The 17885-nt window shown below is 68.9% G+C and carries 14 protein-coding genes and 2 pseudogenes; 6 read left to right on the plus strand and 10 right to left on the minus strand.

Annotated elements, in window-relative coordinates:
- Positions 1–187 (minus strand): annotated as a pseudogene (locus QR77_RS23265) (hypothetical protein); the annotation flags it as partial.
- A gap of 452 nt (positions 188–639) precedes the next feature.
- Between QR77_RS23265 and QR77_RS23270 the strand changes: the two are divergent.
- Positions 640–3162, plus strand: a complete 2523-nt coding sequence (locus QR77_RS23270) for an ATP-dependent Clp protease ATP-binding subunit (protein WP_040024077.1) — start codon at positions 640–642, stop codon at positions 3160–3162.
- A 92-nt stretch (positions 3163–3254) separates the two neighbouring features.
- Here QR77_RS23270 and QR77_RS23275 read toward each other — a convergent pair whose 3' ends face one another.
- Genes QR77_RS23275 through QR77_RS23285 form a run of 3 tightly spaced genes read right to left on the minus strand, consistent with a single transcriptional unit; the run spans position 3255 to position 7520 of the window.
- Complete coding sequence (locus tag QR77_RS23275; protein WP_040024078.1) at positions 3255–6272, minus strand: NACHT domain-containing protein; 3018 nt, start codon at positions 6270–6272, stop codon at positions 3255–3257.
- On the minus strand, positions 6269–6637 hold the full coding sequence (locus QR77_RS23280) for a trypco2 family protein (protein WP_236710782.1): 369 nt from the start codon (positions 6635–6637) through the stop codon (positions 6269–6271). Before QR77_RS23280 ends, QR77_RS23275 begins: the two co-directional genes overlap by 4 nt.
- A 46-nt stretch (positions 6638–6683) precedes the next feature.
- Positions 6684–7520, minus strand: a complete 837-nt coding sequence (locus QR77_RS23285; RefSeq protein WP_040024081.1) for an alpha/beta hydrolase — start codon at positions 7518–7520, stop codon at positions 6684–6686.
- A 420-nt stretch (positions 7521–7940) separates the two neighbouring features.
- Between QR77_RS23285 and QR77_RS23290 the strand changes: the two genes are divergently transcribed.
- The gene (locus QR77_RS23290) at positions 7941–8654 is read left to right on the plus strand and encodes a M23 family metallopeptidase (RefSeq protein WP_040024083.1); all 714 of its coding nucleotides are present in this window, start codon (positions 7941–7943) and stop codon (positions 8652–8654) included.
- Between the two features lie 94 nt (positions 8655–8748).
- Here QR77_RS23290 and QR77_RS23295 read toward each other — a convergent pair whose 3' ends face one another.
- Positions 8749–9327: a TetR/AcrR family transcriptional regulator gene (locus QR77_RS23295; protein WP_040024084.1), complete on the minus strand. Its 579-nt coding sequence runs from the start codon at positions 9325–9327 to the stop codon at positions 8749–8751.
- A gap of 207 nt (positions 9328–9534) precedes the next feature.
- On the opposite strand from QR77_RS23295, the gene QR77_RS23300 reads away from it, so the two are divergent.
- From QR77_RS23300 to QR77_RS23310, 3 genes are all read left to right on the plus strand, one after another.
- Entirely contained in the window at positions 9535–11094 is a 1560-nt protein-coding gene (locus tag QR77_RS23300; RefSeq protein ID WP_040028515.1) for an MDR family MFS transporter, read from the plus strand.
- Positions 11095–11263: 169 nt separating this feature from the next.
- Positions 11264–11710, plus strand: a complete 447-nt coding sequence (locus QR77_RS23305; RefSeq protein ID WP_040024085.1) for a VOC family protein — start codon at positions 11264–11266, stop codon at positions 11708–11710.
- An 85-nt stretch (positions 11711–11795) separates the two neighbouring features.
- Positions 11796–12434 carry a class I SAM-dependent methyltransferase gene (locus QR77_RS23310; RefSeq protein ID WP_040024086.1) on the plus strand — a complete coding sequence of 213 codons (639 nt, stop codon included), beginning with the start codon at positions 11796–11798 and terminating at the stop codon, positions 12432–12434.
- Positions 12435–12454: 20 nt separating this feature from the next.
- Here the strand turns inward: QR77_RS23310 and cseC are convergent, their stop codons facing one another.
- The 5 genes from cseC to QR77_RS23335 form a co-directional block, all read right to left on the minus strand.
- Complete coding sequence (gene cseC / locus QR77_RS23315) at positions 12455–13828, minus strand: two-component system sensor histidine kinase CseC (RefSeq protein WP_040024087.1); 1374 nt, start codon at positions 13826–13828, stop codon at positions 12455–12457.
- Positions 13829–13949: 121 nt separating this feature from the next.
- Positions 13950–14669: a two-component system response regulator CseB gene (gene cseB, locus QR77_RS23320; protein WP_040024088.1), complete on the minus strand. Its 720-nt coding sequence runs from the start codon at positions 14667–14669 to the stop codon at positions 13950–13952.
- A 10-nt stretch (positions 14670–14679) separates the two neighbouring features.
- The gene (locus QR77_RS23325) at positions 14680–15288 is read right to left on the minus strand and encodes a hypothetical protein (RefSeq protein WP_040024089.1); all 609 of its coding nucleotides are present in this window, start codon (positions 15286–15288) and stop codon (positions 14680–14682) included.
- 146 nt (positions 15289–15434) lie between these two features.
- Positions 15435–16004 carry a SigE family RNA polymerase sigma factor gene (locus tag QR77_RS23330; RefSeq protein ID WP_040024090.1) on the minus strand — a complete coding sequence of 190 codons (570 nt, stop codon included), beginning with the start codon at positions 16002–16004 and terminating at the stop codon, positions 15435–15437.
- Between the two features lie 168 nt (positions 16005–16172).
- Entirely contained in the window at positions 16173–17153 is a 981-nt protein-coding gene (locus QR77_RS23335) for an A/G-specific adenine glycosylase (protein ID WP_040024091.1), read from the minus strand.
- A gap of 343 nt (positions 17154–17496) precedes the next feature.
- On the opposite strand from QR77_RS23335, the pseudogene QR77_RS23340 reads away from it, so the two are divergent.
- Positions 17497–17885, plus strand: a pseudogene (locus QR77_RS23340) (hypothetical protein); the annotation flags it as partial.

Below are 17885 nucleotides of genomic sequence, written 5' to 3' on the forward strand. Positions count from 1 at the left end.
CGACCCGCCGCAGTACGGCGGCGCCCGCGTCGGCCGGCAGCTCCAGGACGTCGAAGCGCAGCCCGGTCAGCAACTGCACGGAACGGCCGGGCGGCCCGGCCGCGGTGGCCCAGCCGAGCTGTTTCTCGTACCACTGGGCGCTGTCGCCGTCGAGCGAAGCGCGGGGGAGTGGAACAGTGAAGGCCATACCCCGGGCAACTCCCGATCCAGGCTCGGAGTTACGCACTGTGGACAAGTGGTTGCACTGAGTGTCGGACCGGGGGGCGTGCGGGCGCACAGGGTGGCGCGAAGGTGTTCGCCCGTAGCTGAGCGAATAGGGGTGCGCCGCATGGACTGTCGGTCCTTGCGGGTAAGACAGTCCTAGTGGGAAGGGGCGACACGCGTTCCCGGGCGCCTCGCGTTCGCCACCGGCGTACTGCTGGTATGGGTATGTGGCTGGCCTGGGGGAACATCGTCTCGCACCATCAGGTTGGAGCAGGTGTCGGCTGTTCGGGAGGTAGTTTCCGCTTCGGAGCGGGGGTGATCCGGTCGGATGTCGGCAGTTGGAATGAGCGGTCCCCGCTTGCGGGACTAAGCTGCGGAAGGACAGGGAGGGGACCGACCCCTTTACTGCCTGACCGCTCTGAGGAGCGATTAACGATGTTCGAGAGGTTCACCGACCGCGCGCGGCGGGTTGTCGTCCTGGCTCAGGAAGAAGCCCGGATGCTCAACCACAACTACATCGGCACCGAGCACATCCTCCTGGGCCTTATCCACGAGGGTGAGGGTGTCGCCGCTAAGGCCCTGGAGAGCCTCGGGATTTCGCTCGAGGCGGTCCGCCAGCAGGTGGAGGAGATCATCGGGCAGGGCCAGCAGGCCCCGTCGGGTCACATCCCCTTCACGCCCCGTGCCAAGAAGGTCCTGGAGCTTTCGCTCCGTGAGGCCCTCCAGCTCGGCCACAACTACATCGGCACCGAGCACATCCTGCTCGGCCTCATCCGCGAGGGCGAGGGCGTAGCCGCCCAGGTCCTCGTGAAGCTGGGCGCCGATCTCAACCGGGTGCGGCAGCAGGTCATCCAGTTGCTCTCCGGCTACCAGGGCAAGGAGGCCGCCACCGCCGGCGGTCCTGCCGAGGGCACTCCCTCCACGTCCCTGGTCCTCGATCAGTTCGGCCGGAACCTCACCCAGGCCGCTCGTGAGTCCAAGCTCGACCCGGTCATCGGGCGCGAGAAGGAGATCGAGCGGGTCATGCAGGTGCTGTCCCGCCGTACGAAGAACAACCCGGTCCTCATCGGCGAGCCCGGCGTCGGAAAGACGGCGGTCGTCGAAGGTCTGGCGCAGGCCATCGTCAAGGGCGAGGTGCCCGAGACCCTCAAGGACAAGCACCTCTACACCCTCGACCTCGGCGCACTGGTCGCCGGCTCCCGCTACCGCGGTGACTTCGAGGAGCGCCTGAAGAAGGTCCTCAAGGAGATCCGCACCCGCGGCGACATCATCCTGTTCATCGACGAGCTCCACACCCTGGTGGGTGCGGGCGCCGCCGAAGGCGCGATCGATGCCGCTTCGATCCTGAAGCCGATGCTGGCCCGCGGTGAGCTCCAGACCATCGGTGCGACCACGCTCGACGAGTACCGCAAGCACCTGGAGAAGGACGCGGCCCTTGAGCGCCGCTTCCAGCCGATCCAGGTCGCGGAGCCGTCGCTGCCGCACACGATCGAGATCCTCAAGGGTCTGCGCGACCGTTACGAGGCACACCACCGCGTGTCCATCACGGACTCCGCCCTGGTCGCCGCCGCGACGCTCGCCGACCGCTACATCTCGGACCGCTTCCTGCCGGACAAGGCGATCGACCTGATCGACGAGGCCGGCTCCCGGATGCGTATCCGCCGGATGACCGCGCCGCCGGACCTCCGCGAGTTCGACGAGAAGATCGCGGGCGTCCGTCGCGACAAGGAGTCGGCGATCGACTCCCAGGACTTCGAGAAGGCAGCGTCTCTCCGTGACAAGGAGAAGCAGCTCCTGGCGGCGAAGACCAAGCGCGAGAAGGAGTGGAAGGCCGGCGACATGGACGTCGTCGCCGAGGTGGACGAGGAGCTGATCGCCGAGGTCCTGGCGACGGCCACCGGCATCCCGGTCTTCAAGCTCACCGAGGAGGAGTCCTCGCGGCTGCTCCGCATGGAGGACGAGCTGCACAAGCGCGTCATCGGCCAGAAGGACGCCATCAAGGCGCTCTCGCAGGCCATCCGCCGTACGCGAGCGGGTCTGAAGGACCCGAAGCGCCCCGGAGGCTCCTTCATCTTCGCCGGCCCGTCCGGCGTCGGTAAGACCGAGCTGTCCAAGACGCTCGCCGAATTCCTCTTCGGCGACGAGGACGCGCTGATCTCCCTCGACATGTCGGAGTTCAGCGAGAAGCACACGGTTTCCCGGCTCTTCGGTTCTCCCCCCGGATACGTGGGGTACGAAGAGGGCGGCCAGCTCACCGAGAAGGTCCGCAGGAAGCCGTTCTCCGTCGTCCTGTTCGACGAGGTCGAGAAGGCCCACCCCGATATCTTCAATTCCCTGCTCCAGGTGCTGGAGGACGGTCGCCTGACCGACTCCCAGGGCCGGGTCGTGGACTTCAAGAACACGGTCATCATCATGACGACCAACCTCGGGACAAAGGACATCTCCAAGGGCTTCAACCTGGGCTTCGCGGCCCAGGGTGACACCAAGTCGAACTACGAGCGGATGAAGAACAAGGTCAACGAAGAGCTCAAGCAGCACTTCAGGCCCGAGTTCCTCAACCGTGTCGACGACACGGTGGTCTTCCACCAGCTCACCGAGGAAGACATCGTCCAGATCGTCGACCTGGAGATCAACAAGGTCGACGAGCGGCTGAAGGACCGGGACATGGGCCTTGAGCTCAGCCCCGGCGCGAAGTCGCTGCTCGCGAAGAAGGGTTACGACCCGGTCCTGGGCGCCCGGCCGCTGCGCCGGACGATCCAGCGCGAGATCGAGGACGTGCTCTCGGAGAAGATCCTCTTCGGGGAGCTGCGCTCCGGCCACATCGTCGTCGTGGACGACGAGGGCGAGGGCGAGGAGCGGAAGTTCACCTTCCGTGGCGAGGAGAAGTCGGCACTGCCGGACGCCCCGCCGATCGAGCAGGCAGCGGGCGGCGGCCCGAACCTGACGAAGGAAGCGTGACGTGACGCTGGGCGCTTAGCCTGAGCGGAAGCGTTGAGGGGCTGCCCCAGACCGGTTTGTCGGTCTGGGGCAGCCCCTTGCGCGTGGGGCGGTCAGGCGTCCACGCCGAGGAAATGGACGGTGAGACGGTCACCGAAGGGTTCGCCGCCGATGATGGTGACCCTCCCCGCGACCGTTACGGCCAGGTCGGTGATGGCTTGCAGCGGGGTCAGGTCGACCGTGCCGCTCTTGAAATGGATTTGGAGTCGGCGTAGCGAAGGCCAGTCCCGCAGCGTGGACAGATCGATCGGCAGGTTGCCTGTGATGTCCAGATAGGAAACGTCAGCGGGGGCGGGCGGCAGGTGCCCCACGCGACCCGGGCCCCCGTAGACGAGTCGGAGCCTCTCCAGTCCGGAGACCTTCTGGATGGGGGCCAGCTCCTGCCGTGTGAGATCCTCCGCGCTTATGTCCAGGTGGGAGAGTTGGGCCCCTTCGAGGGCGGAAAGGTCTGTGATCCCCCGGCCGGAGTGGACAGACAGAGCGGCGATCCAGGGGAGCTGCTTCAGGAAAAGCAAGTCGTGCAACTCATCGTTCATCGCCAAGATCAAATGTTTGAAGTGTGCTTCGGAGAGGTGCTGGACAAGCGCTCGGGTACTGAAGTCGCCGATGAGCGACAGTGTTCCGCTGTGAGGAAGGTGCGCGACAAGACGTAGCTGGTCCAGGTTCTCTACGAAGAGCATGCTGTCGGGCGACATGTTGGCGAGTACGGCGTGTGCGTAGGCATCTGTGGGGAACTGACCCCAATTCTCCGCCAACTCCCTGCGAGCTGCACTGACCGGCACCCCGGCGTACTGCCTCGCGTAAGGAACGGCGGCGCTTCCTCCGATCGCGCAGATCAGCTTGACGACCAGCACTGTGCTGTCCGTGGTGAGTGTGGACAGCTCAGGGAGCAGCGGCAGAACGTAAGGGCCGAGTGGCGCCAGCTTCTTCACGGACGCCCTGGAACGTGGTGGGAGCACGGCGCGGATACGGCTGGCGACCTCGCTGTCCACGTGGTCGTCGATCACCACACTGCTGGTAAGGCAGCGGGCGGCCAGGATGTGCAGTGTCTCGCGTCGGGAATCGTCGGGCGCCTTGTCTCCCTGGGCGATCAGACCTTCGATGAGCTTGCCGACTTCGTTGGGACGGCAGTGGCCGACCGCCAGCAGTACGGTGTCGCGCCACTGTTCCTCGTGAGCGTGCTGGATCAGTTCGGGGAGACAGCCGCCTTCCACCAGCGCTCTGGCCGCCAGGTAGTCCTGGAAGGTGCGGTGAATGAACTGGATCTCGTCATCCGCGCGTTCCTGGAGAAGCCCACTGCGGTTGAGCAGATGAGTGAGCACGACTGCCGGTGATCCCTGCGCCCTTACCTGTGGCAGTCGCCGCATCGCCGCCTCCACTTGGTGTTCGGCGTCCTGGCGGGACAACTGGGCCTGGGCACCCCGTACCTGCCAGATCGCGATCGACTGAAGCAGCTCTTGGCACTCGTCGAAGCCCATGTCGATGCCCTCAGGACTGCGGATCTTCCGTTGGCTGTCCCGGCTGCCGAGCAGCATCGCGAGCGTCGCGCGGTACAACTCCCAGCGGGTGTCCGGCAGAAGGCCGCCTCTGCGGCGGTGCAGGGCGCAGATGACGGCGCAGAGCAGTGGGGTCTGGGCCAGGGTGCGTAGAGCTTCGTTCTGCTTGAACTGCGCGAGAAGGTCAGTTTCCAGAGCGTCCAGATCGTCGGGCGCACTGCCGTCGAGGCGCGCGGCTCTGTGCCAGGCAGCGACAAAGGCGCTGATGTCCTCGTCCCGCATCGGCAGGAGCTGAAGCTCCGCGAACCCCTCGGACCCCAGCCACTCCTCCTCGACCGCGAGCGGCCGTACCGTCGCGAGGCAGCGGGTACGAGGATGGAGGCTCAGCAACTCGGAGAGCCAGACGCGTGTCTCCTCCCGCTCAGCCGCCGGCACTTCGTCCAGGCCGTCGATCAGCAGGAAGCCACGGCCCGCCTTCAGGACGCGGTTCGCCCAGCCGGGCGGCGGGTCGTCGGCGAGGACTCCTGCCACTGCGGGGAGTTGGGCGGGACCGGGCAGCGGTAGGCCCTGGGCCCGCAGTGCGCGCAGCGGTACGACGAGAGGCACGAGCCCGTTCAGGTCGTCCAGCTCGGTCCCCAGCGTCCCGCAAGCCGCGTGCGAGGCGAGCCACCACACCAGGGTCGTCTTGCCCGCGCCCGCGTCACCCCGGAGCAGCGTCCGGAGCCGTTCCGCCAGCAGATCGTCGATACGGCGTGGCGGTGTGGCTGTGGTGAACGGATCGCGCGGATCACGGTCGCCCCGGTCCATGGCTTCCAGGCTCAGGTACGCCGTGTCCAGGTCCCAGGTTGACTCGTTCGAACCCAGTTCGTCGATGCCGAAGATACGGGTCTTGCGGTAGCGCGCCCTGATGGCCTGTGCGTACTCCTCCTCGAACAGTCGGTCCGCAGGATGGAAGTCGGTGATCGGCTCCACCCGGACCGAGCGCCTGACGCCTGGCATCGGCATGATGTGCTCCGTCAACACCCCCTCGACGCGCAGATGATCGCGTCCTCGTGGTACATCCGTCACTATGCCCAGCAGGACCGGACCGGCGAAGACGGGCGAACCTGAGAGCCCTTGAAGTGGTGATGAGCCGTCCTCACGTTCGGCCGCCGCCGGATGGTCGAGTTCGCATACCAGTGTGGAGCGGATTGAGCCGGCCACCGGGAGGACCGTGCATCGATACTGGTCCAGTTCCAGGGCGCGGCGGTCGTGCCCGAACCGCTGAATGTCGGGAAAGCCCAGGATCTCGCAGTGCGGCAGCGCCGAATACGTCGCAAGCGCGCCGAAGCGCAATCGGCCCAGAGCCGGGGCTACTTCGGGGATCACGTCGTGTGCGGTACGCAGCACGGCGAGATCGTGTTCTTCATAGAGGGCCTCGATGTCCGCGGGGACGCTTTCAGACCTGTGCGGATGGGCGATCGTGATCTCCCCGGAACGGACGAGATGCGCGGCGGTGAGAACGAGCCTGCGGCTGACCAGCACCCCCGTCCCCTGCATCGCGCCGAACACGGCCACCACCCGCGCCCTGCTCACCGCCGGCTACCGCTGCCGAATCCCGACGTGCTGCCCAGGTCCTCGTTGCCGACCTTCCACGACGTGCCCGTCCGCGCGTCAGTCGGTTTCAAGGTGAACGCGACCTTGTGGGTCTGCCCGCTCGTACGGCTCGCGTCCGCTCCCGCCTCCACCACCCAGGCCTTCACTTTCCCGCCGCCCTTGACCTCCTTGCGGAGTTCGAGCGTGAACTCCATCTGGACGTCTCCGAGTTCGAACGCCAGGGGCTGCCCCGTGCTGCGCGTCGCCGCCTCGATGAGCTGGGTCCGTACGGAGTCGATGGCGTCCGCGAGTTCGATGCGGTCGAAGCCGTGTTCATGGTCGTGGTCGTCGGCCGGAGCGGTCACGTACATCCCCCTGGGTGCGGACTCTCTGTGGTGATGGCCTCCGAGCTTAGGCTCCCTCGGTCGCGAACGTCCGCAAGTCCGCGGTCAGTTGTTCGGCGTGCGTGACGAACAGGCCGTGGCCGGCGTTCTCGTACACCCGCAGGGTGGAGCGCGGGGCCAGTTCCGCCGCGCGGCGGCCCGTGAGGTCGAGTGGGGCCGAGGTGTCGTGGGTGCCGTGGGCGATCAGGACAGGGACGCGGAGCTTCGTCATCTCCGCCGCCAGGTCCGCCGTCAGCAGGGTGTCGCCCAGTGCCTGGCCCGCGCGTGCCGTGCATATCTCGATGCGGTCCAGCAAGTACCGCACGCGTGAGGCGGAGAGTTCGTTGCCGGGCCTGTCGAAGGCGAAGAACGCGTCCACCCCGGCGTCGAAGAAGGCGTGCCGGTCCTTGCGGAACTCCTCGTTGCCCGCCGCCATGGCCGCCGGGTCCCACCCGTCGGGGTTGTCGGGGGAGCGTACGAGGCCGGGCGTCACGCCCGAGACCAGCGCCAGCCGTGCCACGCGACCGCCGTCCTGACGTGTGACATGGCGTACCGCCTCCGCCGCACCGACCGAGTGGCCGACCAGGGTGACGTTCCGCAGGTTCAGGTGGTCGAGCAGACCCCCCACGTCGTCGGCCAGGGTGTCCAGGTCGAAGCCGTCCCAGACATCGTCGGAGCGGCCGTGGCCCCTGCGGTCCAGGGCGACGCAGCGCAGCCCCCCGGAGGCCAGGGGGAGCGTCTGGTGCTCCCACATCTCCGTACCGAAGTAGCTGCTGCTGAGGAAGACGACGGCCGGTCCTCCGGCGGGGCCGTAGTCGGTGTAGTGGAGGCGGGCGCCGTCGGTGGGGCTGGCGAAGGAGGGCATGGTGGCGGGTCCTTCCCGGGGTGGGCCGTTATGGGACCTCATCGTGCGGCGGGCGGGCCGGGCGGTCGATTACGCCGCAGGTAATGGCCCCCGGGACGAGGGGAGGCCTTGGTCCCGAAACGGGCAGTCCTCCGGCCCACCGCCCGTGACAAGGCACACAGGCGTTTCCACGCCTACGAGCAGGAATAGTGGCGGGACTGCGGTCGGACAGTGGCGGGTCCGGTACTTACGGCGGATTTACACAGGAACGGCGCCACGGGCGCCCCAGGGGCGCGGTGTCAAGGGACCATCGTCCCTGCCCCGGCTACGACCTCGTGTCGTAGATGAGGTGTTTGGGGCGAAATGGGGGCGTGGGTTACCAAGGTGTGGCAAGCCCGGCGCAGGTGTGCCGGACCCGCTCGTCCTGGAGGTTCTCCCGCTATGTGGCACCCCACCCAGTCCCGTCTGTCCCGCGCTTCCGCCCTCCGTAACCGGACCGCCCTGCTGGCCGCAGGACTCGGCGTGTCGATCGCGGCCGGGGCCGGTACGGCGGTCGCGGCGACCGGCGGCCACGGCGACGCGGGATCCGCCGCTGTCGCTCCCGAGAAGGCCGGTGCGTCGGCCACCTCCGTGCTCCACGACCAGGCCGTCGCGCAGAAGAGCGCCGCGACGAAGCACACGGCGGCGGTCAAGGCCGAGCACGTGAAGAAGATCAAGGAGGCCGCGGCCAAGGCCGCTTCCTGGCAGCACCCCGTGAACCACTACAAGCTGAGCGCGCCCTTCGGGCTCGGCGGCAACATGTGGTCGCACAAGCACTCCGGCCAGGACTTCGCCGTACCGGTCGGCACGGCCGTCCACGCCGCCCACCAGGGCACCGTGGTGAAGGCCGGTCCCGGCGGGGCCGGGGACGGTTCCGCGTACGGCAACGCGATCGTGATCCGGCACGCGGACCACACGTACTCGCAGTACGCGCACCTCTCGAAGATCAACGTGCATGTGGGCCAGCACGTGAACACCGACCAGAGCATCGCGCGGTCCGGCAACACGGGCAACACCAGCGGTCCGCACCTGCACTTCGAGATCCGTAAGACGGCGAACTACGGCTCCGCCATCAACCCGGTGAACTTCCTGCACTCCGAGGGCGTCAAGGTGTGAGGCACCGGCCCTGAGGCACCGGCCCTGAGTGACCGGCCTTGAGGCACCGGCCCCGAGGCGCCGGCCCACCGTCACCACGACGCACCGTGAAGTGTCACGGTGCGTCGTGGTGTGCCTGGCTCATCAGATCGACCGCGACCTCCAGGACGGCTTTCCGCTTGTCCTCGGGGTCGGCGTCGACCTCCCTCAGCGCGAACATCCCGGCGTGCATCGTGAAGAGCGCGGTCATGCAGCGCACCCGGTCTGGCAGCGTCGCGTCCGCGTCCTGGAGCAGGTCGATCAGGCCCATCATGCGGCTCTTGAAGGTCTCGCCGATGCTCAGATCGCGCACCTCGGCCTGGTTCTCCTGCATGAAGCGGAAGACCGGGGTGGCGGTCTTCAGCGCTTCGCTGTAGCGCTGCAGGATCTCCTTCTTGGTCGCCAGCGTGTGCGGCTGGGTGGCGCCCCAGGCGATCAACTCGTCCAGCGGGCGCGCCAGATCCTCGAAGATGCTGATCAGGATGTCTTCTTTAGTTTTGAAGTGGTAATACAGTGCGGCCTTCGTCACATCGAGCCGCTCGGCGATCTCGCGCAGCGAGGTCTTCTCGTATCCCTGGTCGACGAAGAGCTCCAAGGCCACGTCCTGGATGCGCTGGCGGGTATCGCCCCTTCGCGGGTGTTGTGTGCTGCCCATGGTGCTCTCCTGAACCGAATAACTTACTTGACGCCCGGCAAGTTCGAGGTCTACCTTCCCCAGTGTAGTGAACTTGCCGGGCGGCAAGTAAGTGCCAGGGGAGCGGTGGGGCAAATGAGTACGTCAAGCAACCAGTCGGTGCGCGAGCGGCCGGATCCGGACGAGGACAAGCAGCAGGGGGGACGGGGCGCCGCTGCGGCGCTTTCGATGGAGAAGGCGGCAGCGCCGGCCAAGCCGGGCAAGCAGCCGCGCAGCGTACGTGTGGTGCTGCTCGCGCTGATGATCGCGATGCTGCTGGCCATGCTGGACAACATGATCGTCGGCACCGCGATGCCGACCATCGTCGGTGAGCTCGGCGGACTGGAGCACCTGTCCTGGGTCGTCACCGCCTACACACTCGCCACCGCCGCCTCGACCCCCATCTGGGGCAAGCTCGGCGACCTGTACGGGCGCAAGGGCGTCTTCCTGACCTCCATAGTCGTCTTCCTGATCGGTTCCGTGCTGAGCGGCATGGCCCAGGACATGGGCCAGCTCATCGGCTTCCGGGCCATCCAGGGCCTCGGCGCCGGTGGCCTGATGGTCGGCGTCATGGCGATCATCGGTGACCTCATCCCGCCCCGCGAGCGCGGGAAGTACCAGGGCATGATGGCCGGCGTCATGGCGCTCGCCATGATCGGCGGACCGCTCGTCGGCGGCACCATCACCGACCACCTCGGCTGGCGCTGGAGCTTCTACATCAACCTGCCGCTCGGTGCGGTGGCGCTGATCATGATCACGGCCGTGCTGCACCTGGCCCCCAAGGACCGGTCGAAGGTCAAGGTCGACTACCTCGGCGCCGCGCTGCTGACCGTGGGCATCACCTCGATCGTGCTGGTCACCACCTGGGGCGGTACGGAGTACGCGTGGTCCTCCGCGCTGATCATGGAGCTGATCGCGCTCGGTGTCGTCGCGCTCATCGGGTTCGTCGTCGTTCAGATGAAGACGGCCGAACCGATCATGCCGCTGCACATCTTCCGCAGCCGCAACTTCACGATGATGTCGCTGATCGGCTTCCTCACCGGCTTCGTGATGTTCGGCGCGACCCTCTTCCTGCCGCTGTACCAGCAGGCCGTGCAGGGCGCGTCGGCCACCAACTCCGGCCTGCTGCTGCTGCCGATGCTGCTGGCCATGATGGTCGTCTCGCTCATCGCCGGGCGCGTCACCACCAGCACCGGCAAGTACAAGATCTTCCCGATCATGGGCGGCGCCCTGATGGTCGTCGGTCTCTACCTGATGTCGACGATGGACGTCAGCACCACGCGGCTGACCTCCGGCATCTACATGGCCGTGCTCGGCGCCGGTATGGGCTTCCTGATGCAGATCACGATGCTGGTCGCGCAGAACAGCGTCGAGATGAAGGACATGGGCGTCGCGTCCTCCTCGACCACGCTGTTCCGTACGCTCGGCAGCTCCTTCGGCGTCGCCCTCATGGGTGCGCTGTTCAACAGCCGGGTGCAGGACGAGATGGTGTCCCGCGCCGGCGGCAAGGCGTCGTCGCTGGCCTCGGCGCAGCTCGACGCGAAGAGCCTGGCGAAGCTGCCTGACGTGATGCGCGAGGCGTACCAGCACGCGGTCGCCGCCGGTACGCACGCCTCCTTCACGCTGGGCGCGGCGATCGGCCTGGTCGCCTTCGTCGCCGCGTGGTTCGTCAAGGAGATCCCGCTGCGGGGCGCGGCACCGACGGCCGACGGCAAGGCGGCAGCGGCGCCGCTGCCGCTGGTCGAGTAGAAGATCCCGCGATCCGTCTGATCCGTCTGGATCAGTCTGGATCAGTGTGATCCGTGGATCCGACCGAACGGCCCCTGGCGCGGCAGCGCCGGGGGCCGTTGTCAGTGGCGCGTGCCAGCATCGGGAGTGTGGGGTCCGCCGTCGTCCGTACCAGCCTGAGGAGCGCGTCATGATCAAGGGACTTGCCATTTCCACCGTCTGGGTCCTGGACCACGACCGGGCCAAGGAGTTCTACACGAAGAAACTCGGCCTCGAACTGCGCGCCGACATGACGCTGGGCGACGGCGGGATGCGCTGGCTGACCGTCGGGGCCAAGGACCAGCCCGAGGTGATGCTGACGCTCATGGAGCCCGGCGCCCCCATGATGGACGAGGAGTCGGCGCAGGCGGTCAGGACACTCGTGGCCAAGGGCGTCCTCGGCGCCGGTGCGCTGGCCACGGACGACGTCCACGCGGACTACGAGGCGCTCAAGGCCCGCGGAGTGGAGTTCGTGCAGCCGCCGGAGGAGCGGCCGTACGGCATCGAGGCGATCCTGCGGGACGACTCCGGCAATGTGTTCTCGTTCACCCAGCCGCGGGAGGGCGGTCTCGATCTCGACAAGGAGTGGATGAGCTGAGCCCCGGCCCGGAGAGCGGGACTCCCGACAGCTTGTCCGAAACGGAACAGGACTCACCGCCAGGGCATCCTCTAATCTCGGCGCGGTGACCCAACTATCGTCCTATCTCAGCGCGACAACTGAGGCCTACGACGCTGTCGCCGTCCTCTACTCCCAGCTCTTCCGGGACGCTCTCGACGAGGCGCCGCTCGACCGCGCGTGGATCGCCGCGTTCGCCGAACTGGCGCTGGCCGCCGATGCCGGACCCGCCGTCGAGCTGGGCTGCGGCCCCGGGCATACGACGGCGCATCTACGGAACCTGGGACTGGACGTCTTCGGCGTCGATCTGTCGCCCGTGATGATCGGCCTTGCCCGCGAGGCCTACCCCGACATGCGCTTCGAGATCGGTTCGATGGATGCCCTGGACGTGGACGACGGCGGGTTGGGCGGCATCTTGTCCTGGTACTCCCTCATCCATACCCCGCCCCAGGAACTCCCCGCGTTCCTCGCCGAGTTCAGCCGGGTACTGGCCCCGGGGGGCCCTCTCCTGCTGGCCTTCTTCGAGTCCGAGGGCGGTCCGGTGACCGAGTTCGACCACAAGGTGACGCCGGCCTACCGGTGGCCGGTCGACGACATGGCCGCGCTGGCTCGCGAGGCCGGGTTCGTCGAGGTCGGCCGGATGCTGCGCGAGCCCGACGAGGGGGAGCGGTTCCGCCGGGGCCATCTGCTGATGCGCAGAGGGTAGACACGGTCCCGGCCGGGGACCTACTCGGGGAGCGGGATCATCGGGAAGCTGCCCGTGCTGGTCGGGGCGTGTTCCGGGAGCCAGAGGACCGCTACCGCGCCGCCCGCGCCGTCCAGGTCCGGCGGTGTCGGCGGTGCCGTCTCCCCGGACCGTCTGGCTGGCGGTACGGGTACGGGTACGGGTACCGGCCCGGGGCCCGCGTTGCGGAAGGTCAGCCGGGCGCCCAGGACGCGGGCCTGGCCGGCCGCGATCGTCAGGCCCAGGCCGTGGCCGTGGCCCGCGCGGTCGCTGGCTCCCGTACGGAAGCGGCTGGGGCCCTCGCGCAGCAGCGCCTCGGGGAAGCCCCGGCCGTGGTCCCGTACCCGTACGACCCGGCCCTCGACCGTCACCTCGACGGGGGACCCGCCGTGTTTGGCCGCGTTGGCCAGCAGGTTGCCCAGGATGCGTTCCAGACGCCGTGGATCGGTGTTGACCCAGGACTCGTGCACCACCCGGACCTTGACGTCCGGGTACATCGCCACCACCCGCCGCTCCACGAACTCGCCGAGCGCGACCTCCTGCATCTCGGCGCGCTCCGAGGCGCTGTCGAGCCTGGCCACCTCCAACACGTCCTCGACCAGGGTCCGCAGGGCCTGCGCCCGGTCCCGTACGAGTTCGGTGGGGCGGCCCGGCGGCAGCAGTTCGGCCGCCGTGAGCAGGCCCGTCACCGGCGTACGCAACTCGTGCGCGATGTCGGCCGTCACCCGGCGCTCCGCCTCGATACGTCCGTTCAGCGCGTCGGTCAACGCGTCGACGGCGCGAGCGAGTTCGTCCGTCTCGTCGCGTACGACCCCGCCGACGGCGTCTCCGACCCGTACGTCCGTGTTGCCCTGCGCGACCCGGCCGGCCGCTGCCGCCGCCTTGCGCAGCCGCCGCGAGAGCTGGCCGCCGATCAGCACACCCAGCGCGCAGCCGCCGAAGACCACCGAGACCGAACCGATCAGCAGCGCCCTGTCCAGGTCCTTCATGATCGTGGTGGAGCGGTCGGCGAACTGGCTGTGCAGCGAGAACACCGAGCCGTTGCCCAGCGGGACGGCCGCCCACACGACGGGATCGCTGCCCGCCGAGTCCTCGACGAAGGTGGCGCGCCGGCCTTCCTTCATCTTCTCGCGCAGGTCGGGCGGCAGGTCGGCGTCATTGACCTTCGTGCCGAACTTGGGTTCCTTGGTGGTGTCGTACAGCCGCTCGGCGAACTGGAGCCGCTCCATCTGCACATCGCGCGCGTTGTCGAGCATCGAGACCCGTGCGGCGTTGTGCACCACCAGGCTCAGTGCCAGGGCGACCAGCGTGCTCACGGCGGCGATCGCGATGCTGATCTTCCACCGGACGCCGGTGCGCAGGGCGAGTCGTTTCACGCTATGGACCACTTCATGCCGTCAGCCGAGCCTTTGGTCACGCATCGAGTCACGCATCGAGTCACGCAGCGAGTGACGCCTCTGGTCATGCCTCTTGTCACGCCTCTTGTCACGCCTCGACTCACGCCTTGAGTTTGTAACCGAAGCCGCGGACCGTCTCGATCCGGTCCTGGCCGATCTTCGTACGGAGCCGCTGGACATGGACGTCCACCACCCGGGTGTCGCCGCCCCACCCGTAGTCCCAGACCCGTTCCAGCAGCCTGTCCCGCGAGAGGACCGTGCCGGGCGCGGACGAGAACTCCAGCAGCAGCCGCATCTCCGTCGGCGTCAGCGCCACCGGCGTGCCGCGCTTGAGCACCTCCATGCCCTCCGTGTCGATCTCCAGATCGCCGAAGGCCAGCACACCGCCGGGCGCGCCGGCCCCGGCCGGCCCGGAGTGCTCACCGGCGGGTCCGCCGAGGTGCCCGCCCGCGTGTCCGAAGCGCCGCAGTACGGCGCGGATCCTGGCGACCAGCACAGCGCCGTCGAACGGCTTCGTCACATAGTCGTCGGCGCCCGCTTCAAGGCCCAGCACCACATCGATCGAGTCGGCGCGCGCCGACAGCATGATCACGGGCACGGTCGACTCGTCGCGGATACGCCGGCACAGGCTCACCCCGTCCAGCTCCGGCACCATCACATCGAGCAGCGCGATGTCGGGGCGGTCGGCGCGGAAGGCGTCGAGCCCCGACAGCCCGTCCCGCACGGCTGTGACCACGAAGCCGTCGCGCTCCAGCGCGAGCTGGGTGGCTTCGCGGATGACGTCATCGTCCTCGACGAACAGGACATGGGTGTCGGCCATCCGGCGGCTCTCAGTTCTCGCTCGGCAGTGCGGGCGGCTCGGGATAGGGGAGCTCTCCCTTGCCGACGGCCCTGCTGTAGTTGTTGCGCACCCGGTAGCGCTCGGTGAACTTGTCGGCGGTCCAGGTGTACGTGACCACGTCCTCGCCCGACGGGTACTCCGGGGTGTCGCCCTTCGTGTACACCTGCTGGGTGACGACCAGTTCGCCGCGGTCGATCGTGGCGTAGACCGAGGGTTCCTCGGCCATGAAGACGTTCACGTATTTCGAGGCCGTCTCGCGATACACGTACGCGCCGAGACCGACGGCGTCACCGCAGGCCATCACGTTGATCACCACGTCGGGTGAGCTGGATCCGGTGAGCTCGCCGTACGAGGTGTCCACCGGGTACGAGTCCTTGTCGCACGGCTTCAGGATGGTCTTGATCCGCTTGCTGACCCTCGGATCGTTCCTGAGCAGCGCCACGGCGTTGACGGTCCTGCCCGGAGGCGACGGCGTCGTGGTGGGCGACGGCACACCGCGCTCCACCGGGGCGGGTACGGCGGGACCCTCGTCACGCGCGCCGGTCCCTCCGGTCGAGCAGCCGGCGGCGAACACGCCGAAAGCGGCGAGCCCGGCCATGGCAGCCGTGCATCTCGCCGCGGACGATCGGCCGGCCGACCGGAATCTTCCGGCGGGCCGGAAGTCACCGGCGGGCCGGGCCCGGAGGCCGGCGGGCCGGACCCGGAAGCGGACGACCGCCCCTATCCGTGCCCGGACAGCAGGTCCTAGGCAGCGCACCTCTCCAGCCCCCGTTCGTCACGACCCTCGCGCCGCATGTCGGCGCGCTCCAGCGCCCATGCGTCCAGGTCGCGGCTCTCCAGCTCCTCGCGGAGCCGGGCCAGCGCCCTGTGCAGCGTGCTCTTGACCGTACCCGCCGACATTCCGAGGGCGGTGGCCGTCTCTTCCGTACTCATCTGCTCCCAGTGTCGCAGCACCACGACACTGCGCTGCTTCGGAGCCAGCACGGAGAGGACGTCCATCAGCAGGGCCCGGTCGGCGCGCTGTTCGGTGCCGTCCTCGACGCGCGCGTCGGGGAGCTGCTCGGTGGGGACCTCGTCGAGCTTGCGCGCCCGCCACCACTCCGTACGGGTGTTGATCATGACGCGGCGAAGGTAGGCGTCGGCGAGCGACTTGTCGGCGATGCCGTCCCAGCGGCCGTACGTACGGGCCAGCGCGGTCTGGAGCAGGTCCTGCGCGTCGACGGGGTCCGGAACGAGCCGCCGGGCGCTGCGGAGCAGGGCGTCCTGCCGGGTCCGTACGTACTCCTCGAAACCGAGCACTTCACTCTGCGCCATGCCGACCGCCTCCGAACCCCGTGACCAACCCTGCCGTGTCTCTTACGCCAGTGAAATTACGGAGGAGTTGTCACGAGGCTGTCGGGGCCAGCCGTCGGCGGGCGCACGGCTGTCCATCGGTTGTGTAACGGCCGGGCCCGCCAGGCCTGTTCGGCTCGGCCCTTCGGCTCAGACCATCGGGAGGCGGTACACGCCGTTCTCCAGGGGCTCGACCAGTCCGTCGGCGACCAGGCCGTCCAGCGCGCGGGCCCGCTGCGCCGGTTCGTCCCACACCGCGTCCAGGACATGCCGCGGTACGGGCGCCACCGCGTCGCGCAGGACGGCGAGGAGCTTGCCGCGCACCTGGCGGTCCGTGCCCGCGTAGCTCTGGCCGCGCCGCGCCGGGCCTTCGTGCGGTGGCTTGCCCGCCAGCCGCCAGGCGCAGAGCGAGGCGATCGGGCAGCGGACGCAGCCCTCGTTCTTCGCGGTGCAGACCAGCGCGCCCAGTTCCATGGAGGCCGCCGCCCAGCGGGCCGCCGTCGGCTCGTCCGGTGGCAGCAGGGAGCGGGCCAGCTTGCGTTCGGCGGCCGTGGTCGCGTTCGGCGGGTACTGGACCCCGGCGACGGCGCGCGCGAAGACCCGGCGCACATTGGTGTCGAGGACGGCGTGGCGCTGGCCGTACGCGAACGACGCCACGGCCGCCGCCGTGTACTCGCCGATCCCGGGCAGCGCGAGCAACTGGGCGTGCTCGCGGGGTACGTCGCCGCCGTAGCGTTCCGTTATCGCCTGCGCGGCCCCGTGCAGGCGCAGCGCGCGGCGCGGATAACCGAGCCTGCCCCAGGCGCGTACGGCTTCGCCGGAGGGCTCGGCCGCGAGGTCGGCGGGGCGCGGCCAGCGGGCGAGCCACTGCTCGTACACCGGCAGCACCCGGTTCACCGGGGTCTGCTGGAGCATGAACTCGCTCACCATCACGCCCCAGGCGCCCGCCTCGGGGCGGCGCCAGGGCAGGTCGCGTGCGTGCGCGTCGAACCACTCGATGAGCGGCGCGTGCAGGGCGGCGGGACCGCCGGGTGTGAGCGGGGCGGCGGAGGGCGCCGGAGTGGCGGAAGGCGTCGAGGACGGCGTCGGGGACGAGGGGGGCGTCGTGGAGGTCGCAGAAGTAGCAGTCATGGCACCCACGATCCTGGCATGTCCGGGCCGCCGGACGCCGCAGGTTGCCGGGTGGGCGCCCGCGCCGCCCGGTCGGGCGAGGCGGGCCGGGGTCCGTGAGGCGGAGTGCGGAAGCAGGCCCCTCGCCGGTGGGAGCGGTGTTCGGGGCGCTGTCGGCGAGCGCCGGACGTGCGGAACGGGTACGGAACGTTCATGCGTCGCGACACGTGGTGACCGGTGAGGCGGGTCCCCGGATGAAAGGACGGTGCATGGTCGCCGGGACCGGGATGATGATCCGTAAAACTTGACGTACGGGCGGCATGTGGGGCGGGAGTTGGCCCTGAACTCTCGTACAGTTTGCGCCGTGGGATCTATGCGCAATCCGGTCGGGCCGCTTCCCTCCTCCATCTACTGGCGACGGAGGGCAGTGGCCGCGACGCTGGTTGCCCTGATCGCGCTGCTGGTCGCATGGGGCGTCACCTCCGGCGGAGGAGGCGGCGGCTCGAAGGGCGGCGACGACTCCAAGGGTGCGGGACCCGCACCGTCCATCACCCCGGGCCCCTCCGGCTCCGGTCCCGCCATCAGCGAAGCGCCGGGCGGGCGCGACGAGTCGGGCGGAACGGGGACCGGCGGCGGCGCGAACGACGGCGGTGGCGGCAAGAACGGCGACCCGGCGGGTACGGGCGGCGCCGGGAGCGCGGGCGACGGTTCGAGCGGTACGGAAGGCGCCGGTGGTACGGGCGGCGCGGGCAC

It is taken from the genome of Streptomyces sp. 150FB (assembly GCF_000818195.1).
GTDB lineage: Bacteria > Actinomycetota > Actinomycetes > Streptomycetales > Streptomycetaceae > Streptomyces.